Raw genomic sequence first — 24,233 nt, 5'->3', positions numbered from 1 at the left:
CGATAGCCACATCCAAAAGATAGATACTTCACCTGCAAAGTATTCATCAAAAAACAATAGACAATCTAACCTATTAAAATTTGATCAAATTAAGATTTTTATTATATGTAAATTTTTGTGTATAAATAACACAAAATAAAACACAATAAAAACAACAAAATAAAAACATCAATTAACAAAATTGTAATAATAGACCACATAAATAAACATTTATTTACATTTACCATTACTTTGCCTGTTTGAGTTTTGGCCACCTCCAAACTAGAAATATTAGCTAATTTAATCTCTCAACCCAATGGCGGAGTTCGTCATGGATTTTAACTTATCAAGTGAGCAGCAGGCTCTAAGCGAATCCGCTCAGCGTTTTGCCCGCGAGGTGCTGGATCAGGATGCGCATGCTCGGCTTTCACGGCAGGTATTAAGCCTGGATTTGTGGCGACAAGCCGCCGCCTATGGTTTTACCCGAGCCCCCGTGACGACCGCGTTCGGCGGATTGGGCATGAATGCGCTCGATACTGCACTGATGATTGAGGCGCTGGGTAAAGGCAGCCGCGACATCGGCATGTCCTTCTCGCTCTGCGCCCATCTGTGCGCCTGCGTGATCCCGCTTTCCCGCTTCGGTTCCGAGGCATTAAAAGCGCGCTATCTCGAAGCGTTGGCGGCCGGAAAACTGATCGCGGCGAATGCGGCGACGGAGCCGGACGCCGGTTCCGATATTTATGCCATGAAATCAACCGCTCAACCCTGTGAAGGCGGCTACCGGCTCAACGGAAACAAAATTTTCATCACCAACGCGCCGATTGCCGACATCTTCATCGTCTATGCGAAAACCCATCCCGAACATGGCTTTATGGGCGTGTCCGCATTTGTGCTCGAGAAAGGGATGCCAGGCTTAAACGTAGGCGCCGTCAGCCCGAAAGATTGCCTCTCCAACTGCCCGTGGAGCGAACTGACCTTCAACGACGTCTTCATTCCAGAGGCCCAACGGATCGGTATGCCGGGCGCCGGCGGCGCCATCTTCCACGATTCAATGATCTGGGAAAAGGGCTGCCTGTCGGCTCTGTTTATCGGCGCAATGGAGCGCGTGTTCGACAGCGCGCTGGACTATGCCAAACAACGCCGACAATTCGGCAAAGCGATCGGCCAATTTCAGTCCGTCTCCAACCGCATCATCGATATGAAACTGCGTCTGGAACAGTGTCGGCTAATGCTCTACCGCGCCTGTTGGAAACACGATCGGGGCCAGGATGCCGAGATCGACATCGCCATGAGCAAACTGTTGATTTCCGAATATGCCGTGCAGTCCGCGCTGGACGCGATTCAAATCTTCGGCGGAGCCGGCATGGATCAAGAACTCGGTCTGGTGCGCCACTTGCTGAACGTGATCCCCAGCCGGATCTTCTCCGGCACCAACGAGATACAAAAAGAAATTGTCGCCCGCAAGCTGGGTCTGCGGGGAGGCGCATGATGATCGTTCAACGCGTTTTTGCCGTGCTCTATATGTTGGCCGGCCTGGCGAAAGTCTTCCCTCAGTTGGAAAACGTCGCCGATATTCTGCAGCAGGCGGCCGTGGCGAACCAGGGCACCTGGTACGCCGGGGCGACGGCTTGGTTGGCGGCGCAGGGTACAGTGGTTAACGCGCTGATCGGCGTGGCGCTGTTTGCCTCCGGTGCGGTCTTGATGTTCAACCCGCGTTGGACGCCATTGATCATCTACTGCCAGCTGCTGATGATGGCGGGATTTGTCACGATCCTGCACCGCGCCCAGCCGCAGGTCATGTTGCTCGATGCGATTTTCGCGCTGGCGGCGCTGTACATGCTGCGTCAGCAGCACCACCGCAAACCCAAGCCGCGCACGTTCCCCACGCGCGACTTTTCCACGCCCACGCCGGCGGCAGGCGGCCCGGTAACCCCCGCGCTGGACGGCGAGTATGACGTGGTGATCATCGGCGGCGGCGTCTCCGGTTTGGCCGCGGCCAGCGAACTGACCGATCGCCGGGTTTTGGTGCTGGAAAAAAGCGCCTCCTTCGGCGGCAACGCCCGCTACAGTACGGTGAACCGCCTGAAATTTCCTATCGCCGGCGTCTGCTTCCAGGAACCGCTGCCGAATTCTTTCATGGCGCAACTGCTGAAGAAAATCGGTCTGAGCGGCGTATATAAATCCAATGAAAAGGACACGCTGGTATTTTTCGACACCTTCTTGCTGCTCCGCTGCCTGGGTGAAGTCGTCGTCGGTTTTATCAAACAACCGGTCTACCTGCTTAAACCCGCCGTCTGGCGCCTGACGGGACAACTATTCCTGCATGCCTTGATCGGTAAACCTTATGTTATCGCGGCAAAACAGCTGGGCGATCCGATCTTTGCCGATCTGTACGCCTTCCTGGATACCTTCTCGCCGCGCGGCGAGCGGTACCCCAGCCTGCCCTGGACGCCGCAGAGCGCCTGGAGCAAAACGAATATGGCGCTGCTCGACACTATCCCGCTGTACACGTATCTGTTCGAACCGCACAAACTGGATCAGATCCCGGCGGATCTGCGGCCACCGAGAAAATTCGGCAAGCTGGTAGAGAATGCCGTCAGCACCACGCTGCGCGTGGAATGTCTCGATATTCGCGAAGTCTCCGCCTATGTCGGATTGCACTTCCTGGTGGGGTATTTACGCGGCAATCTGGTCACGCTGCCGGGCGGTAACGGCAGCATCAGCGCCGGGCTGCTCGACTATCTTGAGGAGCAAAACAACGTCAGGCTGCAAAGCCGCGTACAGCTTCAAAGCATCACGCCCGGCGGCGACGAAACGGTGATCCGGTTCAGCGTCAATGGCGCGGCCAGCGAAATCAGAGCCAAACAAGTGATCTGGGCCGCCCCCAAAACGCATGTGCCCACCTGGTTGCCCACCCTGCCCAAAGAGCAATTGGCGGCGATCCGCCAGATCCGCCATGAAGATTACTACCTGGCGAACGTGCTGTTGAAAAAACCGATCCTCGAACGCTCGTTCGGCGGCTATCTGATCGAGCCGGAAAACACCCGCACACCTTACTATTGGAGCAAAGCCGGCACCTGCCTGGTCGCCAATTGGATGGACAATCACCTCAGCGCGGAAGCCGGGGTATTAACCCTGCTCAAACCAACCACTCGTCCAGAGCGGCAAGGTCGCACCGCGCAAAACGAGTTCCCGGCGCTGCAGCAACAGACCTATGTCGAAATCGCCAAAGTGCTGGGCAACATGGGCATTGACGCCGACATCATTGAAGACATTCAAATCTGGTTCTGGCCCGCGGGTCTGGTGACCTCGGTCGCCGGGCAACAGGCCCAGGGCGTGTTTCACCAGGCCAGCAGGCCGTTTGAGAATATTCACTTCGCCAATCAGGACAGCGTGGGCATCGGTAATATCGAAAGCGCGGTGTTAGCCGGACTGAACGCCGCCAAAGCGGTGAGAGAACGCCTCGCAATGCCCGTTACGTCTGCGGAGGTGATGTCATGAATCCTACCCTGGTGGTTGAACTTTCCGGCGATAAAACGCTGGAACCCCATCGCCTGGGCGGCAAAGCCCATTCGTTGAATCATTTGATTCACGCGGGCTTGCCGGTGCCGCCGGCGTTTTGCATCACCGCGCAGGCTTACCGGCAGTTTATCGAATTCGCCGTGCCGGGAGCGCTGCTCGACACGGGCGCACCGGGCAACGTGCGCGATATGATTTTGAGCGCCGCCATCCCCGCCCCGCTCGATCTGGCGATCCGTCACGCCTGCAAACAGTTGGGCGACGGCGCCTCGCTCGCCGTGCGCTCTTCGGCGCTGGAAGAAGACGGCCTGACCCACTCTTTCGCCGGGCAATACGACACTTACCTTCACGTGCGCGGGGATGACGAGGTGGTGCGCAAGGTGCAATCCTGCTGGGCGTCGCTCTGGGCGGAACGCGCCGCCCAGTATAGCCGGACATCGGCGGCGCAGAGCGATATCGCCGTCGTCTTGCAAATCATGGTGGATGCAGACGCCGCCGGCGTCATGTTTACCCAAGATCCGCTGACAGGCGATGCCAACCACATCGTCATCGACAGCTGCTGGGGGCTGGGGGAAGGCGTGGTCTCCGGACAAGTCACCACCGACAGCTTCATTTTGGATAAGGCGAGCGGCGAGATCCGCGAGCGGCAAATTCGTCACAAACCGCACTATTGCCAACGCGATCCGCAGGGACGGGTCACGCTGCTGCAAACGCCCGAAGCCAGGCGAGACGCCCCCAGCTTAACCCCGGAACAGCTGCAACAGCTTACCAGGCTGGCCCGGCAAACGCGGATGATTTACGGCGCGGAACTGGATATCGAATGGGCGGTGAAAGACGATCGCGTGTGGCTCCTGCAGGCGCGGCCGATCACCACGCAGGCCAAACCGGTTCAGATGCTTTACGCCAACCCGTGGGAAAGCGATCCGACGATCAAGGAACGGGCCTTTTTCTCCCGAATGGACACCGGCGAGATCGTCACCGGCTTGATGACGCCGCTGGGGCTGTCGTTTTGCCAGTTCTACCAAAAGCATATTCATGGCCCGGCGATCAAAACCATGGGGCTGGCGGATATCGGCGATTGGCAGATTTATATGGGGTATTTGCAAGGCTACGTCTATCTGAATATCTCCGGATCGGCCTACATGCTCCGCCAATGCCCGCCCACCCGCGACGAAATGAAGTTCACGACCCGCTACGCCACCGCCGATATCGATTTCAGCGGGTACAAAAACCCCTATGGCCCCGGCGTACAGGGATGGGCTTATCTCAAGAGCGCCTGGCATTGGCTGAAACAGCAGAGGCATAACCTGCGCAGCGCCGGCGCGACCGTCGATGCCATGATCGCCCTGCGCCAGCGCGAGACGCGCCGCTTTCTGGCGCTGGATCTGACGACCATGACACATCAGGAACTGGAGCGAGAACTCAGCCGCATCGACGGTTACTTCCTCGACAGCTGCGCCGCCTATATGCCCTTCTTCCTTCAGTCGTTCGCGCTCTACGATGCGCTGGCGCTGACCTGCGAACGTTATCTCAAAGGCCGCGGCAACGGATTGCAAAATCGCATCAAGGCGTCGATGAACAACCTGCGCACCATCGAAGTCACGCTGGGCATTCTCAGCCTGGTGGAGACGGTCAATCGTCAACCGGCGTTGAAGGCCCTGTTCGAGCGACACAGCGCACAGGAACTGGTCACCGTCCTGCCCACCGATCCCGAATCGCGCGCCTTCTGGCAAAGCGACTTCAGCGCCTTCCTGTTCGAGTTCGGCGCCCGTGGCCGCCAGGAGTTCGAATTGAGTCTTCCGCGCTGGAACGACGATCCCAGCTACCTGCTGCAAGTGATGAAAATGTATCTGCAACATCCGGTGGATCTGCACACGAAACTGCGGGAAACAGAGCGGCTGCGCCATGAAGACAGCGCGACGCTGCTTAAAGCGATGCCCTGGTTTGGCCGGATGAAGCTGAAGTTCATCACCAAACTGTATGGCGTGATGGCCGAACGCCGCGAAGCGACCCGGCCAACCTTCGTCACCGAAACCTGGTTCTACCGCCGCATCATGCTGGAAGTGCTGCGGCGCCTGGAGGCGCAAGGCCTGGTCAAATCGGCCGATCTGCCCTATGTGGACTTCGAGCGCTTCCGCGCGTTTATGGCGGGGGAACAGTCGGCGCAGGAAGCGTTCGCCGCCGATCTGATCGAGCGCAATCGCCACCAGCATCTGCTGAACCTGCATGCGGAAGAGCCGCCGATGGCGATCGTCGGGGGGTATCAGCCCAGGATGAAAGCCCCCACGGCGGAAAACGCCGCCGGCATGCTGTCCGGCCTGGCGGCCAGCCCCGGCAAAGTGGTGGCGAAAGCGCGCGTCATCACCGATCTGCTGGCGCAGGCCGGCGAGCTGCAGCCCAACGAAATCCTGGTGGCGCGCTTTACCGACGCCAGCTGGACCCCGCTCTTCGCGCTGGCGGCGGGCATCGTCACCGATATCGGCTCTGCGCTGTCCCACAGCTGCATCGTCGCACGCGAATTCGGCATTCCCGCGGCGGTCAATCTCAAGAACGCCACCCAGTTGATCAACAGCGGCGACACCTTGATTCTCGACGGCGACAGCGGGACGGTCATTATTCAACGCGGAGAACGTGCCGATGGCTAGTCAGCACCACATCCGGCGAAGGTAAACCATCCGCCTGAACACAGCACAATTCAACGAAGGTGATGCGCGCGGCAACCGCCGCCTGCAGAGACCGTCGCGGGCTTTGTCGTGCCGAATTTGCCCGCCTGGCTGAAGCCGTCACTCCATTTTGGCTGCACAAGGAACTCATCATGACGACCCTGACAGGACAAGCAAGACTCACCAACTCCGCCGCCTACGAGCAAGTGTGGCAAGCGGAGCGCCAGGCCTGCCGCACCGACGCGGATCCCGACACCCTGACGGTCGGCGTGGTGGTGGTGACGCGCAACCCGGCGTTTTTCCAAACCGGGCTTAGCGTACTGAACGATATCCGCGATTATGTTTTCAACCGCGTGCATATCCAGTCCGAGATGCCGCTGAAACTGTTGGATCTGGCGGCGGACTCGCTTTATCTGGCCGCGCGCGAAAAGGCGCTGCACTTTCTCAAAGGCCAAAACAAGGCTATCAACGTTCGCATCATCCAATGCGCCAGCCTGGCCGAGGCCACCGGCAAGATCATCTATACGCATGCGCTGGAACAGCGTCCCGAATTTCATTTGGGCATGCTGTTCTACGATCAGACCACGCCGGCCGGCGTCGATGACAGCATCGAACAGATCGATCGCGATCTGGACGCCTTTTACAGCGCCTTGCAGCGCAGCGGCATTCCCGCGTTTTACACCACCTTCTCCACCGTTGCGTTCATTCGCCAGCTGCGATCGCCCTTCCGCTACCTGCCGCAGCAATACCGCGAAATCGTGCGCAGCGAAGATCCGGCGATCTTCCAAACCGAGCTGTTGTGCCTGTGGATGGACTTCTTCGAGATGAACTACACCAACCGCCGGGTCAAGCCGATCGGCGCGCTGGCGCTGCACAACACGCTGGGTGAGCAGCTGATTCAATTTTTCGAGCGTACCGCCGCCGAACGCTGGCTGGTGTCCTATTACACCGGGTCGATCATCTCCAATCTGATCGGCTATCTGGATCGGCATGCGGAGGCGCGCGGCGCGCTGATCCTGCGCGGCCCTAACGAACACGCCATCGCCTGCGGCGCCATGGCCAACTGGCAGCTGTATCGCATGCCGTTCCTCGGCGTAGTGACCTCCGGGATGATGGATGAATTCAAGGGCACGCTGGCCAACCTCAAGGAAACCGCCGCCCAGGGCATCATCGTCGCGGCGGAAAACCGCGGCAATCAATGGTACAGCTTCCAGGGAACGCTGACGCCGACGGAGGACATGCGCGAAGTGCTTATCGCCCGCCGCATCCCGTTCGTTTATATCGATGACGTCGAAATGATCGGCGCCGGTTTGACGGAAGCCTTCCGCCTTTATCATCAAGGCCAGGGGCCAGTGGTGATTCTGGCGACGCAAAACGTGCTGGAGTCGACCCTGTCGCTGGAGGGCGCCGTCTGCGATCCCTCGACGATCCCGGTTCTGTCGGCGGACGATCCGCTGCCGATGAGCGAAAGCCTGGCACAGGCGATAGCGCTGATCAACCGCGGGCCGGAACGGCTGGTGTGGCAGTTGGGCCCGGTCAGTGACGACGAATACGCCCTGATCCATGACATCGCCGACGCCGCCGGCATCGCCCTGGTGGACTCGTTGGCCCATCCCGGCTCGGCGCCGAAATATTATCAGGGCCGGCGCAATCCCCACTACCTGGGCACCCTGGCGATTTACGGCTATAGCCCGCGCGTCTACAACTTCCTGCACACCAATGACAAGCTCAACGCCATGAGCGAGCAGAGCCTGTTTATGATCAAAAGCCGCGTCGCTCAGATCACCACCCCCTTCTCCGACGGCAGGCTGGAGCGCAAGGTTCATCTGGTGCAGCTCACGCACGATGACCGCCATCTGTCGCCCTATGCCGATCTGCACCTGCACATGAACTGTCTGGCGTTCCTGCGCACGGTGAAAGCGCATCTCGACGTCGATCCGGCATTGCGGGAAAGACGCCGCGCGTTGATCGCCGCCTATCTCGATTCGCCTTCCGACGTGGTCAGCCAGCTTCCCAGTCTGCCCATGTCGGCCAACTACTTCTTCTGCCAGTTGAACCGAGTGATTGAAGAGTTGATCGAAACGGAGGGCTTCGATTTTACCGGCGTATATGACGTCGGCCGGTGCGGCATCTCCGCCGCGCGCAACGTCGCCAAAACGCGCCGCGGCTTTTCCGGCTGGTATGGCCGCGCCCTGATGGGCGACGCTCTGCTGGCCACCGGCTACCTGGCTTACACCAGCCCAAGCCACGTGATGGCGTTTATCGGCGACGGCGCTAAAGGGATCGTACCGGACATCCTGCCGGCTTTTATCGACAACATTCTCACCCATCCGCAGTTGCTGAATAAAAGCATCACCGTCTTCTATTTATGCAACGGCGGTCTGTCCGTCATCAATACCTATCAGGAACGCATTCTGTTCAATCGCACCTCGCGGCAAATGCGGTTGGTGAACGTCGAACAGCCGGACGTCGAACAAACGGTCAATAACTTCCATATCCAGAGCAAAACGCTTACGCATTTCGACGAAGACGTCATTCGCCAGGCGCTGACCACGCCGCACCGACTCAATCTGTTCTCCGTGGTGCTGGGGCACAACAATGAAGGCGACGGTATCTCGCTGGCCACCGCCAAAGGCTGGCAGCGCGATCCGAGCGACCACGACGCCCTGCAGGAGCGCAAAGCCTGGGCAGCCCAACAGCCCGAATCGACCAGCACCGCCTTCGACCAAGATCCTACACAGGAAGCCACCTCATGAAATTCGGATTCATCGCTCATCCCACCTCGCTGGGGTTGAAACGTTACGTCAAAATGCTCGATCTGCTGCAACGCAACTCGACCGAGCAGCACAGCGGCTATACGCGTGAACTGTGGGAACGACAAAACCTGGTTCCCTTTATGAACTTCGCCAGGATCACCTCGGCGACCGGCGCCACTTGCGAAGGGGTGATCAAATACATGCCGCTGGTGGCGGATGAGATGCTGGCCGACGCACGCGGTATCGCCGCCAGGGTGGTCCAAGGCATCGAAGAGCTGGCCGGCGATGGCGCCGAACTGGTCGGTCTCGGCGGTTTTACCTCTATCGTTGGGCGACGCGGCGAAGCCACCGCGGAAAAGTCGCCGGTGCCGGTCACCTCCGGCAACTCGCTGACCACCTACGCCGGCTACAAGGCCTTGATGCAGATCCAGTCCTGGCTGGAAATTAGCCCGGAGGAGGAACCCGTCGCCATCGTCGGCTATCCGGGGTCGATCTGCCTGGCGCTAAGCCGTCTGCTGCTGGCGCACGGTTTCTCTCTCCATTTGCTGCACCGCGCCGGCAACCATGATCGCAGCGAACTGCTCAGCCATTTGCCCGAGGAGTATCACTCGCGCGTCACCCTGACCAGCGATCCCGAAGATCTCTACCCGCGCTGCAAACTGTTTGCCGCCGCGACCTCCGCCGGCGGCGTGATCGACCCCGCCAGACTGCAACCCGGTTCGATCTTCATCGACGTGGCGCTGCCGCGCGATATCGCTTCGGAAACGCGCCCGGCGCGGGATGACATTCTGATCATCGACGGCGGCTGCGTCACCGCCACCGATGCGGTCAAGTTGGGTGGAGAATCGCTCAACGTCACCATCAAGCAACAATTGAACGGCTGCATGGCGGAAACCATTGTGCTGGCGCTGGAAAACCGGCGGGAAAACTTTTCGCTGGGCCGCTATCTGGCGCCGGAAAAAGTGCTGGAGATCGGTGAAATCGCCGAGCGCCACGGGTTCTTCGCCTATCCGCTGGCCTCGTACGGCGAGCGCATCGATCGGCAGAGCGTGACCAATCTCAAGCGCTACTACCACCATGACATCTATGCCGGGGAACCGGCTGATGCGGCGCTGCCCGCATCGCGCCTGGCGTTTATCGATGCGGTCATCGCCCAAACGCCGGCCAGGGAAGACACCCTTGACCGCTATCATCAATACATCAACCCCATGATGGTGGACTTCCTCAAGTTGCAGCGCTGCGACAACGTTTTCCGCAGCGCCGCCGGCACCCAGTTGTATGACGATGCGGGCGAGGCTTTCCTGGACATGGTGGCGGGCTACGGGTGCCTAAACCTGGGCCACAACCCGCAGCCAGTGGTCAACGCGCTGAAAAACTACCTCGACGCTCAAGGCCCCAACTTCATTCAATACATTTCCATTCCCGAACAGACCGCCAAGCTGGCCGAAGTGCTCTGTCGTCTGGCGCCAGGCAACATGGGCCGGGTGTTCTTCAGCAACTCCGGCACCGAAGCCGTCGAGGCCGCGATGAAGATCGCCAAGGCCTCGACGGGCAAGCCGGGCATCGCCTATCTGCGCAACAGTTACCACGGTAAAACGCTGGGCGCGTTGTCCATCACCGGACGAGACAAACACCGCCGCTATTTCACACCGCTGCTGGACGCGATGGTGGAGGTGCCGTTCGGCGATCTCGCCGCGCTGCGGGAAGCGCTGAACCGTGAAGACGTCGGCGCGCTGATGATCGAACCGATCCAGGGTGAAGGCGGCGTGCATATCCCGCCCGCCGGTTACCTGCAGGCGGTGCAGCAGCTCTGCCGCGAGACCGGCGTGCTGCTGATGGTGGACGAAGTGCAAACCGGGCTTGGGCGCACCGGCAAACTTTTCGCCTGCGAATGGGACGGTATCGAGCCGGACGTGCTGATGCTGTCGAAATCCCTGTCCGGCGGCCTGATCCCCATCGGCGCCACGCTGTGCCGAACCGATCTTTGGCAAAAAGCCTATGGCACGGCGGACCGCTTCCTGGTGCACAGCTCCACCTACGGCGGCGGCAACCTCGCCTCGGTCGTCGCCCTCAGCGCGCTGCGCGAGATCCTGGCGCAGGATTTGGTCGGCCATGCCGAACGGATGGGCGCCTACTTTAAGCAGGCACTGAGCGAGATCGCCGCCCGCTATCCGTTCGTCAGCGAAGTGCGCGGCCGCGGCCTGATGCTGGGGATCCAATTCGATCAGGCGTTCACCGGCGCGGTCAACGCCTCCGCCCGCGAATTCGCCACCCGGCTGCCGGGCGATTGGCACACCACCTGGAAATTCTTGCCCGATCCGGTGCAAGCCCATCTGCGGGCGGCGATGGATCGCATGGAACAGGCGCTCGGCGAAATGTTCTGCATGAAATTCGTCACCAAGCTGTGCCAGGACCACAAGATCCTGACCTTCATTACCGCCAACAGCTCGACGGTGATCCGTATTCAACCCCCGCTCATCATCAGCAAAGCCGAGATCGACCGTTTCGTCGGCGCCTTTGCCACGGTGTGCGAGGAACTCTCCACCTTTTTAGACTAGGGAGCCAGCAATGCCTTTAACCAAGCAAGATGCCGTCAATCAGATGATGGGCTTTTTCCAGGCCAAGGCGCTGACCGCCGCGCTGGCGCTGAAGCTGTTCGATCAGCTGCGCGATCGGGACGCCGACGCGGCGCACATCGCCGCGCGGCTTGACTGCCCGGCGCGTTCCACCGAGCAGTTGCTCATCGCGCTGCGGGCCATGGGGTATCTCGACCAACGAGACGGCCTTTATCATTTGCCCGCCGCCCATCGGGCTTTTCTGTTGAGCGACGAACCCCAGTGGCTGGGATGGCTGGGCCGCCACATCGATACCTTCCTGTATCCGCTATGGGGCGAGCTGAAAACGGCGGTGCGAAACGATGCCCACCAGCGCCGCACGGTATTCGGCGATGACCGCAGTTGGTTCGACATCCTGTACCAAAATCCGGACGACGTGGCGGACTTCCAGGAATTTCTCGGTAAATTCGCCGCGCCCTTTATCGCCGGCTTTGTTCGCGATTACGACTTCTCGCAACACCGTGCGTTTTTGGACATCGGCAGCGGGATCGGCAGCCTGCCGATGGCGATCGCCGACGCTTATCCGGGGATCGCACTCGCGATCTGCGAACTGCCGCAGGCCTCGGCGTTCTTGCGCGACAAGCTGACGCTGCAAGGCTATGGCGAACGCATTGACGTCGTGGAGGGCGATGTCATCAGCGGCGATCTGCCGATCGGCGGCTATGACCTGATCCACCTGGGATGGATGCTGCACGACTACGCCCCGGAAACCCAACTGACCATCCTGCGCAACATCTATCGGGCGATGCCGGCCGGCGGCCGCTTCATCGCTTCCGAAACGCCGCTGAACGAAGACAAATCAGGGCCGGAATTTACCGCCCTGCTGTCGCTGAACATGCTGGTCTCCACCGACGGCGGCATAGAGAGCAGCGCGCAGGAATACCTGGACAGATTCCGTCTGGCGGGATTCAGCAACGCGCGCATCATGAAAATAGCCGGCCCACGCACCCTGATCGTCGGCGAAAAATAACCAGTTAGCAACGGGAGCTCGCAATGTTAGAAAGCAAATTGATCCAGCATATCGCCACCCAGTATCTGGATGGCGATCACGACGGCCTGAATGCTCAAACCCCGCTGTTTGAACTGAACGTCGTCGATTCCGCCTCCATTTTCGATCTGGTGGATTTTCTGCGTCAGGAGTCTCATGTCGCCATCGGCATGCATGAGATCCATCCGGCGAACTTCGCCTCGGTGCAGGCGATGGTCGCGCTGGTGCAACGGTTGCAAGCGCAAGTCGCCGCAGGGGGTGTCGCATGAGCGTTCACGCCGTCGATAGCGCCGCAAACGCGCATGAAGCCGTCCGGCAGTCGGTGCTGCACACCTTCGCCCGGCTGACCGAGTATGAACCGTCGGCACTGGCCCTGACCAGCCATCTGGAAAACGATTTGGGCGTCGACTCCATCGCGCTGGCGGAAATTGCCATGGTGCTGAACCGTCAGTTCCAATTAAATACGCCGCTGGCGATCCAGGAGATCAAAACCATTCAGGATGCGCTCGACGGTATTTTGCAGCGCGGTTTCACGCTGCCGACGCCGAACGCCGCCGCGCAACCTGCCCCCCAGACGCCTCAGGCCTGGTTGAGCGCTCTCGTGCGCCAGGTGTTCGCCACCCACAGCGGATATGAAGTGCGTGATCTGTCCCCCGACGCCGCCATCGAAGGCGACCTGGGCATCGACTCCGTAGCGGTGGTGATGGCGCGCAACGAGTTGCTCAAAACGCTGGGCCTGGACGATAACGCAGCGCTGGCGGAGTGCCGCACGCTGGCTGAGCTGGAGCACAACCTGGCGGCGCGGCTGGTTCAGGAACAGGGCGAAGCGTGGTTCAGCCGCTTTGGCCAGCACACCGCCGCGTCCGCCGCGCCGCAGCCCACCAAGGCGCCCGCATCGCCGGACGCGCGCGATGAGCTCGGCGATCCGCGCACCATGCGGGACTTCGTCGGCATCGAGCACCCGGATTTGTTCCATAAAACGCGTGAATTCGGCGCTTTTTATCGCGATAAAAAACAGCGTCAGCTTTACTGGTACGGCATGCCACTTGAAACGCCGTGCAAAAACCGCGCGGTCATGTTCGACGAGGTCACCGGCAAAAGCCGCGAATTTCTGATGTTCGGCTCCAACAGCTATCTGGGATTGTCGAACCATCCGGAAGTGATCCACGCCATCCAGGACGCCGCTGGCCTGTACGGCGCCACCAACACCGGGTGCCGCATCATCGCCGGCAGCAACGTGCTGCATCTGGAATTGGAGCGCAAACTGGCCAAGCTCAAAGGGCGCGAAGACTGCATCGTCTATCCGTCCGGCTACTCGGCCAACCTGGGATGCATCTCGGCTCTGACCAGCCGACACGACCTGGTGTTCACCGACGCCATCAACCACATGAGCATCCAGGACGGCTGCAAGTTGGCGGGCGCGCAGCGGAAAATTTATGACCACTCTTTGACCAGCCTTGAGAAATCGCTGGCCAAATACGCCGATCACCCCGGCGGCAAGCTGATCGTCACCGATGGCGTTTTCAGCATGCACGGCGATATCGTCGATCTGCCGCGCCTGATGAAGCTGGCCGAACGCTACGGCGCACGCGTATTGGTCGACGACGCGCACGCGACCGGCGTCTTGGGCAAAACCGGCTCGGGCACGGCGGAACACTTCAATATGAAAGGCCAGGTGGATCTCGAACTGGGCACCATGAGCAAGGCGCTGTCGGGGTTAGGCGGCTTCGTTTGCGCCGATGGCGAAGTGGTCGAATACCTGCGTTTCTACTCCAACTCCTATGTTTTCGCCGCCACCATCCCCGCCGCAGTCGCCGCCGGCGTGATCGCCTCCATCGACGTGATGCTGCGTGAACCCGAGCGACTGACCAAGCTGTGGGACAACATCTACTACTTCCGCACGCTGCTGCTTAACGCCGGTTTTGACCTTGAGCATTCCGACTCGGCCATCATTCCGGTGGTGGTGGGCGACGACGCCAAAACGCTGCTGTTCGGCCGCGCCGTCCGGGCGCGCGGGCTATTCTGCCAGACCGTGGTCTTCCCGGGCGTCAGCGTGGGTGACGCCCGCTTACGCATCAGCGTGACCAGTGAACACACGCGTGAAGATCTGGATGAAGCCTACGCCATTTTGGTGGCGGCGGCGCTGGAGACCGGCGTGCCGGTCAACGGCGATGTCCGACGGGAAGCGCGCGCACGCGCCGCCGAGGTCTGACATCATGGCAACCTTCATTTCATCGATACTGGAGGCCCTGTTCCGGCACGCCCGCCAAGCGCCGGAAAGCACCGCACTGCTGTGCGGCGATCGGCGCTGGAGCTATCGTCGCCTGGCCGATCGCGCCTGCATGATGGCGGCGGCGCTGCGACATGCCGGGTTGAAGCAGCAGGCCGTGCTGCTCAACCTGCAGAAAGGGCCCGACGCCGTCGCCGCCATGTACGCATGTTGGCTGAGCGGCAACCACTATGTCCCTATCGATTTCAGCCAACCGACGGCGCGCATCGAACGCATTATCGCCGCCGCCTCACCCGCGCTGATCGTCGATGAGGGCTGGTTGAACGCGCTCGATGACCGCACCGATCTCGATGGCGCCTGGCCGGAAGCGATCGCCGCGCTCGGCTCTCCCCTCGCCGCCATTCTCTATACTTCAGGCTCCACAGGCACCCCGAAAGGGGTGCAAATCACCCATGACATGCTGACGTTTTTCATCGGCTGGGCCGTCAGCGATACACAACTGACGGCGCGCGACGTGCTGGCCAACCATGCCAGTTTCGCCTTTGATCTGAGCACCTTCGATCTGTTCGCTGGCGTTTGTGCCGGCGCCGCGACCTGGATCGTGCGCGAAGATGAACAGAAAGATTGCCAGGCTCTCGTTCGCGGATTGCAAACGCACGGCGTCACCCTGTGGTATAGCGTGCCTTCGATTTTAGCCATGCTGGAAAAGAGCGCGTTGCTGGCGCCGTCGACGGTGAAAACGCTGCGCCAGGTCACGTTCGCCGGAGAGCCTTATCCGGCCGCCGCGCTGAGGCGCCTGGTTGCGCATCTGCCGGCCCGCTGCCGCGTCAGCAACTGGTATGGCCCGACGGAAACCAATGTCTGCACCGCCTACGCGCTGGATCGAATGCAGTTGGCGACGCTGGAGCAGATCCCCATCGGCCATCCGCTGCCCGGCTTGACGGCGCAGTTGGTCGATGAGCAGGGGCGTCTGCAGCCGATTGACGGCACGCCGGGCCGACGCGGAGAATTGCTGATCGGCGGGCCGTGCGTTACCCCCGGCTACAGCAACGTCACCTCATCGCGGCAAGCGCAATGGCATCCGCGCCAATGCCACGCGACCGGCGACTGGGTGGAGACGACGGCGAATGGGCTGGTCTACCGCGGCCGGCTGGACGACATGGTGAAAATCAACGGCTACCGGGTGGAATTGGGGGAGATAGAATCGATCCTTCATCACCATCCCTCGGTCTGCCAGGCCGCACTGTATGTCGAGCTTGGCGAGCTGAAGCAAAAACTGATCGCCGTGATCACCCTCCATCCCGGCGCGCTCCGCCCCAACCTGCTGGAGCTCAAGCAGTTCCTGCAGCCCAGGCTGCCCGCCTATATGCTCCCCAGCCAACTGGTGGTCGCCGACAGCCTGCCCACCAACGCGAACGGCAAGGTGGACAGAGGACGTTTGTCCGAGGTGAATGCGCGATGAACCAGGAAATTCATGCCGCGCCGCTGGCGCTGGTCGGCATCGGCTGCGCACTGCCCGGCATCGATCGTATCGATCTGTCCAACGGCGCCGCCTGGTCGGCGCTGTTCGACGCCCCGCCGCCGATGCCGTGGAGCGATGCGGCCGCGCCGATCCGCGGCCGCCAGATCGACGACGCCGCGTTTGATTTCAAAAAATTCGCCATCCCGCCGCTGTTTCGACTGGCGGTCAGCCGCGAGACCCGCCTGGCGCTGCAGGCCGCCTCCGCCGCCATGCAGCATCTGACGTTATCCGACGCGTTGCGCGACCGCTGCGATCAATTTTGCGCCACCCATTTGGGCAGTGATGCCGCCTATCGCAACGCCACCAAAATCGGCGCGCTGCGCAGGCTGGCCGAACGGCTTGACGCTCAGGGGCTCTCACCGGCGGCGGTCATGCGCCGGATTGACGATTACAAACAGCCGCTGGCCCAGGCGTTCGGCAGTTCATCCCACGATCGCGTGGGGGAAATGGCCTCCAGCATTCCCGCGCGCATCGCCCATTTCGCCCGCACGCGCGGTAAATGCCAAACCCTCGACGGCGCCGATCTGGGCGGCCTGCGCTTGCTGCAGCTGGCACAAGACTGTTTTCGCCATGCCGACAGCCGCATGGCGGTGCTGACCGCCGTACAATGCTTCCACCATCAACCTCAGGCGGACATGCTGTTGGCGCAGGGCGTTTCCTCTTCGGCCTGTTGGCTGGAGGGCGCGATCAGCCTGGTCGTTTGCCCGCTGGACGTCGCTCAGGAACAGGGATGGCCAGCGATCGCGCAATTGTCGACCCTGATCGCCGAACGGCAGGATGCCGCGCCGAGCGCCGGCTATTTTGCCGGCGCCAATCAGGTTTTCTGCCATCTCCTCGACATGCTGTTGCAACGGCAACAGGCGTGCGCCGGCCACTCGTTCACCGGCTACCGCTGGCGGATCGACGCGGCGTCTCCCCCCTCATTAAAACCGACGGCTTCGCCACGCATCAGCATCATCGACTATCAGCCCATCACCGCGCAGGGGCTGGATAAAGCGCGTTTCTGGCAGGCCTTGCGCAACGGGGAGGACGCCCTGCGCGATCACAGCCCCGAGCAGCTGCACCCCGGCGCCTTCGTGCGCCCCACGCCGCAAAAGCTCAGCGCCTACACCGCTCACGCCATGTGCTTCCCAACGCACGATCCGGTGCGGCTTGAGCTGACGCGGCCTATGATGCCGGCCAAAAAACAGCGCCTCGACGTCACACAACTGCACGCCCTCAACGGCTGCGCGGCGTGGCCCGACAGCCTGCGACGCTTTGAACGCATCGCCATTATCGTCGCCAGCAACCTGTCTTTGAGCGCCGATCGACAACAGGCCATGCGCGCCCTGTGGCCGGCGTTGCCTCCCGCCGGCGTCTCCCTTTCGCCACCGCCCCAACCCGCGATCAACCGCTGGAGCTGGCATGGCGCCTGCGGCCTCGGCACCGCGCAGCTGTTGGCGCAACAGCTCGGCGTCGAGGCGGACTGCTACGCGGTCGAGGCGGCCTGCGCCAGTTCGCTGGCCGCCTTGCACAATGCGGTCAGGGCATTACAGGCCGGCCGCTACGATGCGGTGCTCGTCGGCGGCATAGAAACGGCGACGCTCGAACGCGATATGGTGCTGTGCAGCGCGCAGATGATGCTTTCCGCTTCGCGTATGCGACCTTTCGCCCGACAAGCCGACGGTTTTACTCCCGGCGACGGTGGCGGCTTCTTCATTCTGACCGGCCAGGCGACATCGCGGGCCATCGCCACCATCGAAGCGATATCGGGATCTTGCGACAGCTATTCCATGACCGCGCCCGATCCCGAGGGCCAGGCGTTGGCAATCGAAAAAACCCAGAGCCTGAGCGCCGTCGAAGCGCGCCAGATACAGTATCTCGAAGCGCACGGCACCGGCACCGAACTGGGCGATCGGGCAGAAGTCGCGTCATTGCATCAGGGGTATCGCCGCGCCGCGCGCGCCCCTTTGTACATCGGCTCGGTGAAGTACAACTTCGGCCACTGTTTCGCCGGCGCCGGCGCGCTCAGCCTGTGCAAAGTGCTGAGCGCTTTCGAACACGGTCAAATCCCGCCCACGCCGGTGGCGACATTGAACGCCGAACTGCCGCTGGCGGCGATCCCGGCCGAAATCCCGCAAATCGCGCTCGACTGGCCACACGGTGAAGACGGACGTCGGGCGGCGATCAACGGCTTTGGCACCGGTGGCATCAATTACCATTTGCTTATCCATCAACCCGTTTAAAAAGGCCGCCCAGATGCACATTATCGTCCATAAGATTCGGCTAAAAGACATCGCCCACCGCGCCGCGTTTCGCGACTGGGTGGAGACGACCGATTACCAGGCTTGCCGCCACCTCGACGCGGTACGCGCCTTCGATGTCATCGAAGTCAGCCCTTCGGCGGAGGCGCCGTTTCACTTTATCGAAATCATTCAGCTGAACTCGCTGAAAATGTTCGAGCGCGAGATGCAAACCCCGCTGTTTCAAAGCCTGGTTGAACGCTTTAATCAGTTGGCGGAAGTCGTTGACGAAATCAGCGGAGAACGCATCGCCGATGGTTATCGAGCTTAGCGTGGCGCCGCGTATCGTCATCGCCCTGGGCGGCGCCCACCGCTGCGCCGCCGTTCGGGGATTGCGGCCTCTGTCGGCGGTGAAAAACCTCGCGCGGGCGCAGGCCGTCGCGCTGCTGAACTGGACATGGTGCCAGGGGCACGCAACCGGCTTTACGCTGCGCCATGAGGCGAGTGGACAACCGTTCGGCGAACACCTCCTGCTGGGACGCCGCCACGTTTCCCTCAGCCATTCGCTTGCCTGGTACGCCAGCGCCACCGGCGATATCCCGCTCGGCATCGATCTGCAGTATTATCGCCCCTTCTCCGGCGCGGCGCTGCGCTGGGCCTTTAGCGAGGCGGAACAGCGATTGGGACGCATACAGGCCTGCGCCGTCTGGGCCATTCGCGAAGCATTTTTAAAAAGCCACGGCCGCGGTCTGCCCTACGAATTGCGGACGATCGGCATCGACTGGCGCACCGGGTTGGTCTCAAGCGCCGACGGCAGTTTGCCGAGCAGACGCTTCTGGCTGTGGCGCAGCCTGGACTGGACATGCGCACTCTGCTTTCCGGCGGAGGAGAGCATGTCGTTCAGAGCGAACGTTACCGTATTTTCCCTGCCCACCCCTTCCGCTTTCGGAGCCTTATCATGACCCAAGACCTTTTCGCCGCGGCGCTGCAACAGGCCGTGGACATCGCGCGGCAGGCGCCCTCTTCACACAACTGTCAACCCTGGTCTCTCCACTATGACGCCGACGCCCGATGTGGCCGGTTGGCTATCGACCGCCGTCGCGCCTTGCAGAGCCTGCCTTCGCTGGAACGCGAGATGCTGATGAGCTGCGGGATTTTCTTCGAGTACCTCAGCGCGCTGCTCAACTGTGCAGGCTCGCCTCTCGCCTGGCGTTGGGAGAATGGCCCCACGCATTTACTGAGCTTTGCCCCCGCCGCGCCTGCCGCGCCCGATCGCGCCGCCCATCGCCAATTGGCGCAGCTGATCGGCGAGCGGCATACCGCACGGGCGGCCTATCAGCCTACGCCAATCAATGAAGCGCAGCGGATGCAGCTGCAGACCTTGTTCGACGGAACGGCGAGTTCACTCAGTATCGCAGGTGACGAACGCGCTCGCCGTCGGGTCGCGCAGCTCACCGCTCGTCACGCCGCGCTCGATTTCTCGGATCGCCAAGCCTGGCGGGAAACCTATCAATACATCCGCTTCAACGAACGGCAGCCTACCGACGACGGTTTTCACCTGCACCACCTGTTTGGCCCGGTATCCCCAGCATTCAAGCGCTTCTTTCAAGTGGCGTTTCATCCTCGCTTAAGCCGGCTGGCGACCGGGCTGCGCCTGCCGGCTTATATGGCGCAAGGGCTGGCGCAACGCGTCGCGGAAGGCCCGCAATACCTGGCGCTGTGTCTGAACGACGAAAGTGCCGAGCACCTGTTCGCCACCGGCATGCGGCTTGGGCGTCTGTGGCTCACGCTGCAACACTGGGGTTGGGGATTGCATCCGATCAGCGTTCTGGTGCAACACGCCGAGGCGCGTCGCGAGCTCGCAGCAACCCTGGCGCTCAGCGCTCCCCCGGTGTTTTTTGCCCGCTTCGGCCACCTGCAACAATGGGGCAGCGCAGCGCCCAGACGCAGTTGGCAAAGCATTTTGACCGCGCCGCCATCCGGCGAATACGCGCACTCGGGGAACGATTCCCCCTAATCCGCTGAGGAGAACACAATGAATGTATGGATTGCTTTGGCCGTTGTTTTGTTGATCCTTGCCCTGCTGGCGTTTATTACCAGCCGCGGCGCCCAGGACACTCGCCCGATGTTCCTGTGGGGGTTCAACGCCATGGGGCCGGTTACCCTGGTCTATTGCTATTTCGGCGAGGGCGATCTGAGCCACAAAGCCCTGATCCTTCTTATGGTCGGCCTGTACCTGCTGCGCATGAACATCGTGCTGACACGTTGGTACGGCAACACCGCCGCGGCCAAACTCAAGGACGTGATGCCCACGCAGCAGGTGCCCTGGCTGGCGGTGATGATGGTCATGATCTTCGGCGGCCTGTACTGCCTGCCCTTTTACTGGGCCAGCCAACTGCAGGGGACGTGGGGCGCGCTGCAATGGCTGGCCATTGGGGTCTACCTGATAGGCACGCTGTTCCACTTCGGCAGCGATTATCAAAAACGGCGCTTCAAACAGGATCCGAACAATAAAGGCCGGTTGCTGAACAGTGGCTTTTGGGGATTGGCGCGCCATCCGAATTATTTCGGCGACTTTCTTATTTTCGTCAGCTTCGGGCTGCTTGCCGGCAACCTGTTTGGCCTGATCGCACCGCTGACTAACCTGGTGCAGTATTTCGCCGACGCCATTCCCAAAAGCGAGAAAATGGCCGAGAAGCGCTACGGCGAGGTCTGGCGCAACTATAAACGTCAGGTTAAGTGTTTCATTCCTTTCGTGCTGTAACTCCAACGCGGCAGCGCGGTTCGGGTAAGCCGACCGCGCTGCCGCCGATAAAACGCCTTGTCATACAACACAAAACGACCGTCACGCCCGCGCAAGTAAAAACCGCCTTGACCTTACCCTTGCTGGAAGGTTTAAGCTCCCTTCTTAGTGAAAACAGGTCAGGCGGTCAACCTTTAAACACCGCCTTCTAAGCAAGGAGTCCAATCATGTCACACACCACTATGCTGGCATTGCAGGGGCTGTCCTGCATGAACTGCGCGCAGCGGGTGAAAAAAGCCCTGGAAAGCCGCAGCGATGTCGAACAGGCGGAGGTTAACGTCCATTACGCCAAAGTGACCGGCGACGCACCGGACAGCGCGCTGATCGACAGCGTGATCGCCGCCGGTTATCAGGCCGAAGTCGCGCCGCACGCCGATACCGAACTGCAGCTGAGCGGTCTGAGCTGCATGCACTGCGTCGGCACCACCCGCAAGGCGCTGGAGGCGGTGCCGGGCGTATTCGCCGCCGACGTCGCTATCGACAGCGCGAAAGTGTATGGCGATGCCGATCCGCAAACGCTGATCGCCGCGGTGGAAGATGCCGGTTATCACGCCAGCGTAGCAGGCGCCGCCGCCCCAAAAACTGAGCCGTTGACTGACGCAACACCTTCGTTGCCGGACGTTCAGCCAGCGGCGCAACCTTCCCTTCCGGCAACCGACAGCGCGGACGACAGCGTACAGCTGCTGCTCAGCGGCATGACCTGCGCCAGCTGCGTCAATAAAGTGCAGCTGGCGCTGCAAAGCGTACCCGGCGTAGAGCACGCGCGCGTCAACCTGGCGGAACGCAGCGCGCTGGTGACCGGCGCCGCCGATGCGCAAGCGCTGGTGGCGGCGGTGGAAAAAGCCGGCTACGGCGCCGAGATGATTCAGGACGAGACCGAACGCCGCGAGCGCCAGCAGCAGACCGCACGCGCCAACATGAAGCGCTTTAGCTGGCAGGCGGCGCTCGGTCTGGCGTTGGGTATCCCGCTGATGGCCTGGGGGCTGTTCGGCGGCAGCATGACGCTGACGCCGGAAACTCAGCGCCCCTGGCTGCTGGTCGGCGTCATCACCCTGGCGGTGATGGTGTTCGCCGGCGGGCACTTCTACCGCAACGCCTGGCGCGCGCTGATGAACGGCAGCGCTACCATGGACACCCTGGTGGCGCTCGGCACCGGCGCCGCCTGGCTTTATTCGATCGCCGTCAACATTTGGCCCGATTTCTTCCCGATGGCGGCGCGCCACCTCTATTACGAGGCCAGCGCGATGATCATCGGTTTGATCAACCTCGGCCATGCGCTGGAGCAGCGCGCCCGTCAGCGCTCTTCACAGGCGCTGGAGCGGCTGCTGGATCTGACGCCGCCCACCGCGCGCCAGGTGACCGACGACGGCGAGCGCGATATCCCGCTGGCGGAGGTGCAGCTCGGCATGACGCTGCGGCTGACCACCGGCGATCGCGTGCCGGTCGACGGTGAAATCGAGCAGGGCGAAGTCTGGCTCGATGAAGCGATGCTGACCGGCGAAGCGGTGCCGCAGCAGAAAGGCCCCGGCGATACGGTGCATGCCGGGACGGTGGTCGACGACGGCAGCGTGCTGTTCCGCGCCGCCGCCATCGGCAGCCAAACCACGCTGGCGCGCATCATCAAACTGGTGCGTCAGGCGCAGAGCAGTAAACCGGCGATCGGCCAACTGGCCGACCGCGTCTCGGCGGTGTTCGTGCCGGCGGTGGTGGCGATCGCGCTGTTCAGCGCGGCGATGTGGTACTTCTTCGGCCCGCAGCCGCAGCTGGTCTATACGCTGGTGATCGCCACCACGGTGCTGATCATCGCCTGCCCGTGCGCATTGGGCCTGGCAACGCCGATGTCGATCATCTCCGGCGTCGGCCGCGCGGCGGAGTTCGGCGTGCTGGTGCGCGACGCCGACGCCCTGCAGCAGGCCAGCCAGCTGGACACCCTGGTGTTCGACAAAACCGGCACCCTGACCGAAGGGAAACCGCAGGTGGTGGAGATCCTCACCTTCAATCAGGTCAGCGAACAGCAGGCGATCGGCTGGGCCGCCGCGCTGGAACAAGGCTCCAACCACCCGCTGGCGCGCGCCATCATGGAACGCGCCGCCGGGCAAACGCTGCCGCAGGTAGCGCAGTTCCGCACCCTGCGCGGCGCCGGCGTCAGCGGGGAGATCGACGGCGTTCAGGTGCTGCTGGGCAACGCCGCGCTGCTGGAGCAGCATCAGGTCGTGACCGCCGAACTGGAAGCGCCGATGCGCGCCCAGGCCGAACGCGGCGTGACGCCGGTGCTGCTGGCCGTGGACGGTAAACCGGCCGCGCTGTTCGCCATTCGCGATCCGCTGCGCGAGGACAGCGTCGCGGCGCTGCAGCGCCTGCACCAACAGGGGTATCAGTTGGTGATGCTGACCGGCGACAACCCGGTAACCGCCAACGCCATCGCCAAAGAGGCCGGTATCGATCGGGTGATTGCCGGCGTGCTGCCGGACGGCAAAGCGGCGGCGATCAAGCAGCTGCAGGCGCAGGGCCAGCGCGTGGCGATGGTCGGCGACGGCATCAACGACGCCCCGGCGCTGGCGCAGGCCGACGTGGGCATCGCGATGGGCGGCGGCAGCGACATCGCCATCGAGACCGCCGCCATCACCCTGATGCGCCACAGCCTGCACGGCGTGGCGGATGCGGTGGAACTGTCGAAGGCCACGCTGCGCAACATGAAGCAGAACCTGTTCGGCGCCTTTATCTACAATACGCTGGGCATCCCGATCGCCGCCGGCGTGCTCTACCCTCTGACCGGCACGCTGCTCAGCCCGGTGGTGGCGGGCGCGGCGATGGCGCTGTCGTCCATTACCGTGGTCAGCAACGCCAACCGGCTGCTGCGTTTTAAACCCAGGAAATGATCGCCGGGGCGCCGTCATGGCGCCCCGCCGTTTTCCGGGCTTTCCTGCGCGGCGGAT

Annotated in this window: 15 protein-coding genes; all 15 read left to right on the top strand. The window is 61.8% G+C overall.

Annotated features, from left to right (window positions below; translation table 11 throughout):
• Nucleotides 1-295 precede the first annotated feature (295 nt).
• Nucleotides 296-1,468 (top strand): prodigiosin MBC biosynthesis dehydrogenase PigA, encoded by a 1,173-nt coding sequence (pigA, locus tag J0F90_RS05405; RefSeq protein WP_227944626.1) that lies wholly within the window; start codon nt 296-298, stop codon nt 1,466-1,468.
• On the top strand, nt 1,465-3,480 hold the full coding sequence (gene pigB / locus J0F90_RS05400) for a prodigiosin MAP biosynthesis oxidoreductase PigB (protein WP_227944627.1): 2,016 nt from the start codon (nt 1,465-1,467) through the stop codon (nt 3,478-3,480). The genes pigA and pigB overlap by 4 nt, the downstream gene beginning before the upstream one ends.
• Entirely contained in the window at nt 3,477-6,143 is a 2,667-nt protein-coding gene (gene pigC, locus J0F90_RS05395; RefSeq protein WP_033641114.1) for a prodigiosin ligase PigC, read from the top strand. The genes pigB and pigC overlap by 4 nt, the downstream gene beginning before the upstream one ends.
• A 170-nt stretch (nt 6,144-6,313) precedes the next feature.
• Complete coding sequence (gene pigD, locus J0F90_RS05390) at nt 6,314-8,917, top strand: prodigiosin MAP biosynthesis protein PigD (protein WP_033641116.1); 2,604 nt, start codon at nt 6,314-6,316, stop codon at nt 8,915-8,917.
• Nucleotides 8,914-11,475, top strand: coding sequence for a prodigiosin MAP biosynthesis aminotransferase PigE (gene pigE / locus J0F90_RS05385; RefSeq protein ID WP_033641117.1), 2,562 nt, complete (start codon nt 8,914-8,916; stop codon nt 11,473-11,475). The genes pigD and pigE overlap by 4 nt, the downstream gene beginning before the upstream one ends.
• A 10-nt stretch (nt 11,476-11,485) precedes the next feature.
• A complete protein-coding gene (locus J0F90_RS05380) occupies nt 11,486-12,502 on the top strand; it encodes a methyltransferase (protein WP_004940222.1) in 1,017 nt (338 codons plus the stop codon).
• Between the two features lie 23 nt (nt 12,503-12,525).
• Complete coding sequence (locus tag J0F90_RS05375; RefSeq protein ID WP_004940224.1) at nt 12,526-12,789, top strand: acyl carrier protein; 264 nt, start codon at nt 12,526-12,528, stop codon at nt 12,787-12,789.
• Complete coding sequence (locus J0F90_RS05370) at nt 12,786-14,732, top strand: aminotransferase class I/II-fold pyridoxal phosphate-dependent enzyme (protein ID WP_033641119.1); 1,947 nt, start codon at nt 12,786-12,788, stop codon at nt 14,730-14,732. The genes J0F90_RS05375 and J0F90_RS05370 overlap by 4 nt, the downstream gene beginning before the upstream one ends.
• 4 nt (nt 14,733-14,736) lie before the next feature.
• Nucleotides 14,737-16,212, top strand: coding sequence for an L-proline--[L-prolyl-carrier protein] ligase PigI (gene pigI / locus J0F90_RS05365; RefSeq protein WP_227944628.1), 1,476 nt, complete (start codon nt 14,737-14,739; stop codon nt 16,210-16,212).
• Nucleotides 16,209-18,497: a prodigiosin MBC biosynthesis protein PigJ gene (gene pigJ, locus J0F90_RS05360; protein ID WP_033641121.1), complete on the top strand. Its 2,289-nt coding sequence runs from the start codon at nt 16,209-16,211 to the stop codon at nt 18,495-18,497. Before pigI ends, pigJ begins: the two co-directional genes overlap by 4 nt.
• Before the next feature lie 13 nt (nt 18,498-18,510).
• Complete coding sequence (locus J0F90_RS05355) at nt 18,511-18,825, top strand: RedY-like protein (RefSeq protein ID WP_004940233.1); 315 nt, start codon at nt 18,511-18,513, stop codon at nt 18,823-18,825.
• On the top strand, nt 18,809-19,456 hold the full coding sequence (locus J0F90_RS05350) for a 4'-phosphopantetheinyl transferase family protein (protein WP_033641122.1): 648 nt from the start codon (nt 18,809-18,811) through the stop codon (nt 19,454-19,456). The genes J0F90_RS05355 and J0F90_RS05350 overlap by 17 nt, the downstream gene beginning before the upstream one ends.
• Nucleotides 19,453-20,511: a nitroreductase family protein gene (locus tag J0F90_RS05345; RefSeq protein WP_033641123.1), complete on the top strand. Its 1,059-nt coding sequence runs from the start codon at nt 19,453-19,455 to the stop codon at nt 20,509-20,511. Before J0F90_RS05350 ends, J0F90_RS05345 begins: the two co-directional genes overlap by 4 nt.
• An 18-nt stretch (nt 20,512-20,529) precedes the next feature.
• Entirely contained in the window at nt 20,530-21,258 is a 729-nt protein-coding gene (locus tag J0F90_RS05340) for a DUF1295 domain-containing protein (protein WP_016928822.1), read from the top strand.
• Nucleotides 21,259-21,464: 206 nt separating this feature from the next.
• Nucleotides 21,465-24,176, top strand: coding sequence for a copper-exporting P-type ATPase CopA (gene copA, locus J0F90_RS05335; protein ID WP_033641124.1), 2,712 nt, complete (start codon nt 21,465-21,467; stop codon nt 24,174-24,176).
• Nucleotides 24,177-24,233: the final 57 nt, after the last annotated feature.

The organism is Serratia marcescens subsp. marcescens ATCC 13880 (assembly GCF_017299535.1).
In the GTDB taxonomy this organism is placed as follows: Bacteria; Pseudomonadota; Gammaproteobacteria; order Enterobacterales; family Enterobacteriaceae; genus Serratia; species Serratia marcescens.
Note: the sequence above shows the minus strand (reverse complement) of the source record. Positions and strands in the feature narration are given on the sequence as shown.

Bases quoted from the DNA above. Each gene is read 5' to 3' on its own strand.
- pigA (WP_227944626.1), top strand. From the start codon at position 296: ATGGCGGAGTTCGTCATGGATTTTAACTTATCAAGTGAGCAGCAGGCT.
- pigB (WP_227944627.1), top strand. From the start codon at position 1,465: ATGATGATCGTTCAACGCGTTTTTGCCGTGCTCTATATGTTGGCCGGC.
- pigC (WP_033641114.1), top strand. From the start codon at position 3,477: ATGAATCCTACCCTGGTGGTTGAACTTTCCGGCGATAAAACGCTGGAA.
- pigD (WP_033641116.1), top strand. From the start codon at position 6,314: ATGACGACCCTGACAGGACAAGCAAGACTCACCAACTCCGCCGCCTAC.
- pigE (WP_033641117.1), top strand. From the start codon at position 8,914: ATGAAATTCGGATTCATCGCTCATCCCACCTCGCTGGGGTTGAAACGT.
- J0F90_RS05380 (WP_004940222.1), top strand. From the start codon at position 11,486: ATGCCTTTAACCAAGCAAGATGCCGTCAATCAGATGATGGGCTTTTTC.
- J0F90_RS05375 (WP_004940224.1), top strand. From the start codon at position 12,526: ATGTTAGAAAGCAAATTGATCCAGCATATCGCCACCCAGTATCTGGAT.
- J0F90_RS05370 (WP_033641119.1), top strand. From the start codon at position 12,786: ATGAGCGTTCACGCCGTCGATAGCGCCGCAAACGCGCATGAAGCCGTC.
- pigI (WP_227944628.1), top strand. From the start codon at position 14,737: ATGGCAACCTTCATTTCATCGATACTGGAGGCCCTGTTCCGGCACGCC.
- pigJ (WP_033641121.1), top strand. From the start codon at position 16,209: ATGAACCAGGAAATTCATGCCGCGCCGCTGGCGCTGGTCGGCATCGGC.
- J0F90_RS05355 (WP_004940233.1), top strand. From the start codon at position 18,511: ATGCACATTATCGTCCATAAGATTCGGCTAAAAGACATCGCCCACCGC.
- J0F90_RS05350 (WP_033641122.1), top strand. From the start codon at position 18,809: ATGGTTATCGAGCTTAGCGTGGCGCCGCGTATCGTCATCGCCCTGGGC.
- J0F90_RS05345 (WP_033641123.1), top strand. From the start codon at position 19,453: ATGACCCAAGACCTTTTCGCCGCGGCGCTGCAACAGGCCGTGGACATC.
- J0F90_RS05340 (WP_016928822.1), top strand. From the start codon at position 20,530: ATGAATGTATGGATTGCTTTGGCCGTTGTTTTGTTGATCCTTGCCCTG.
- copA (WP_033641124.1), top strand. From the start codon at position 21,465: ATGTCACACACCACTATGCTGGCATTGCAGGGGCTGTCCTGCATGAAC.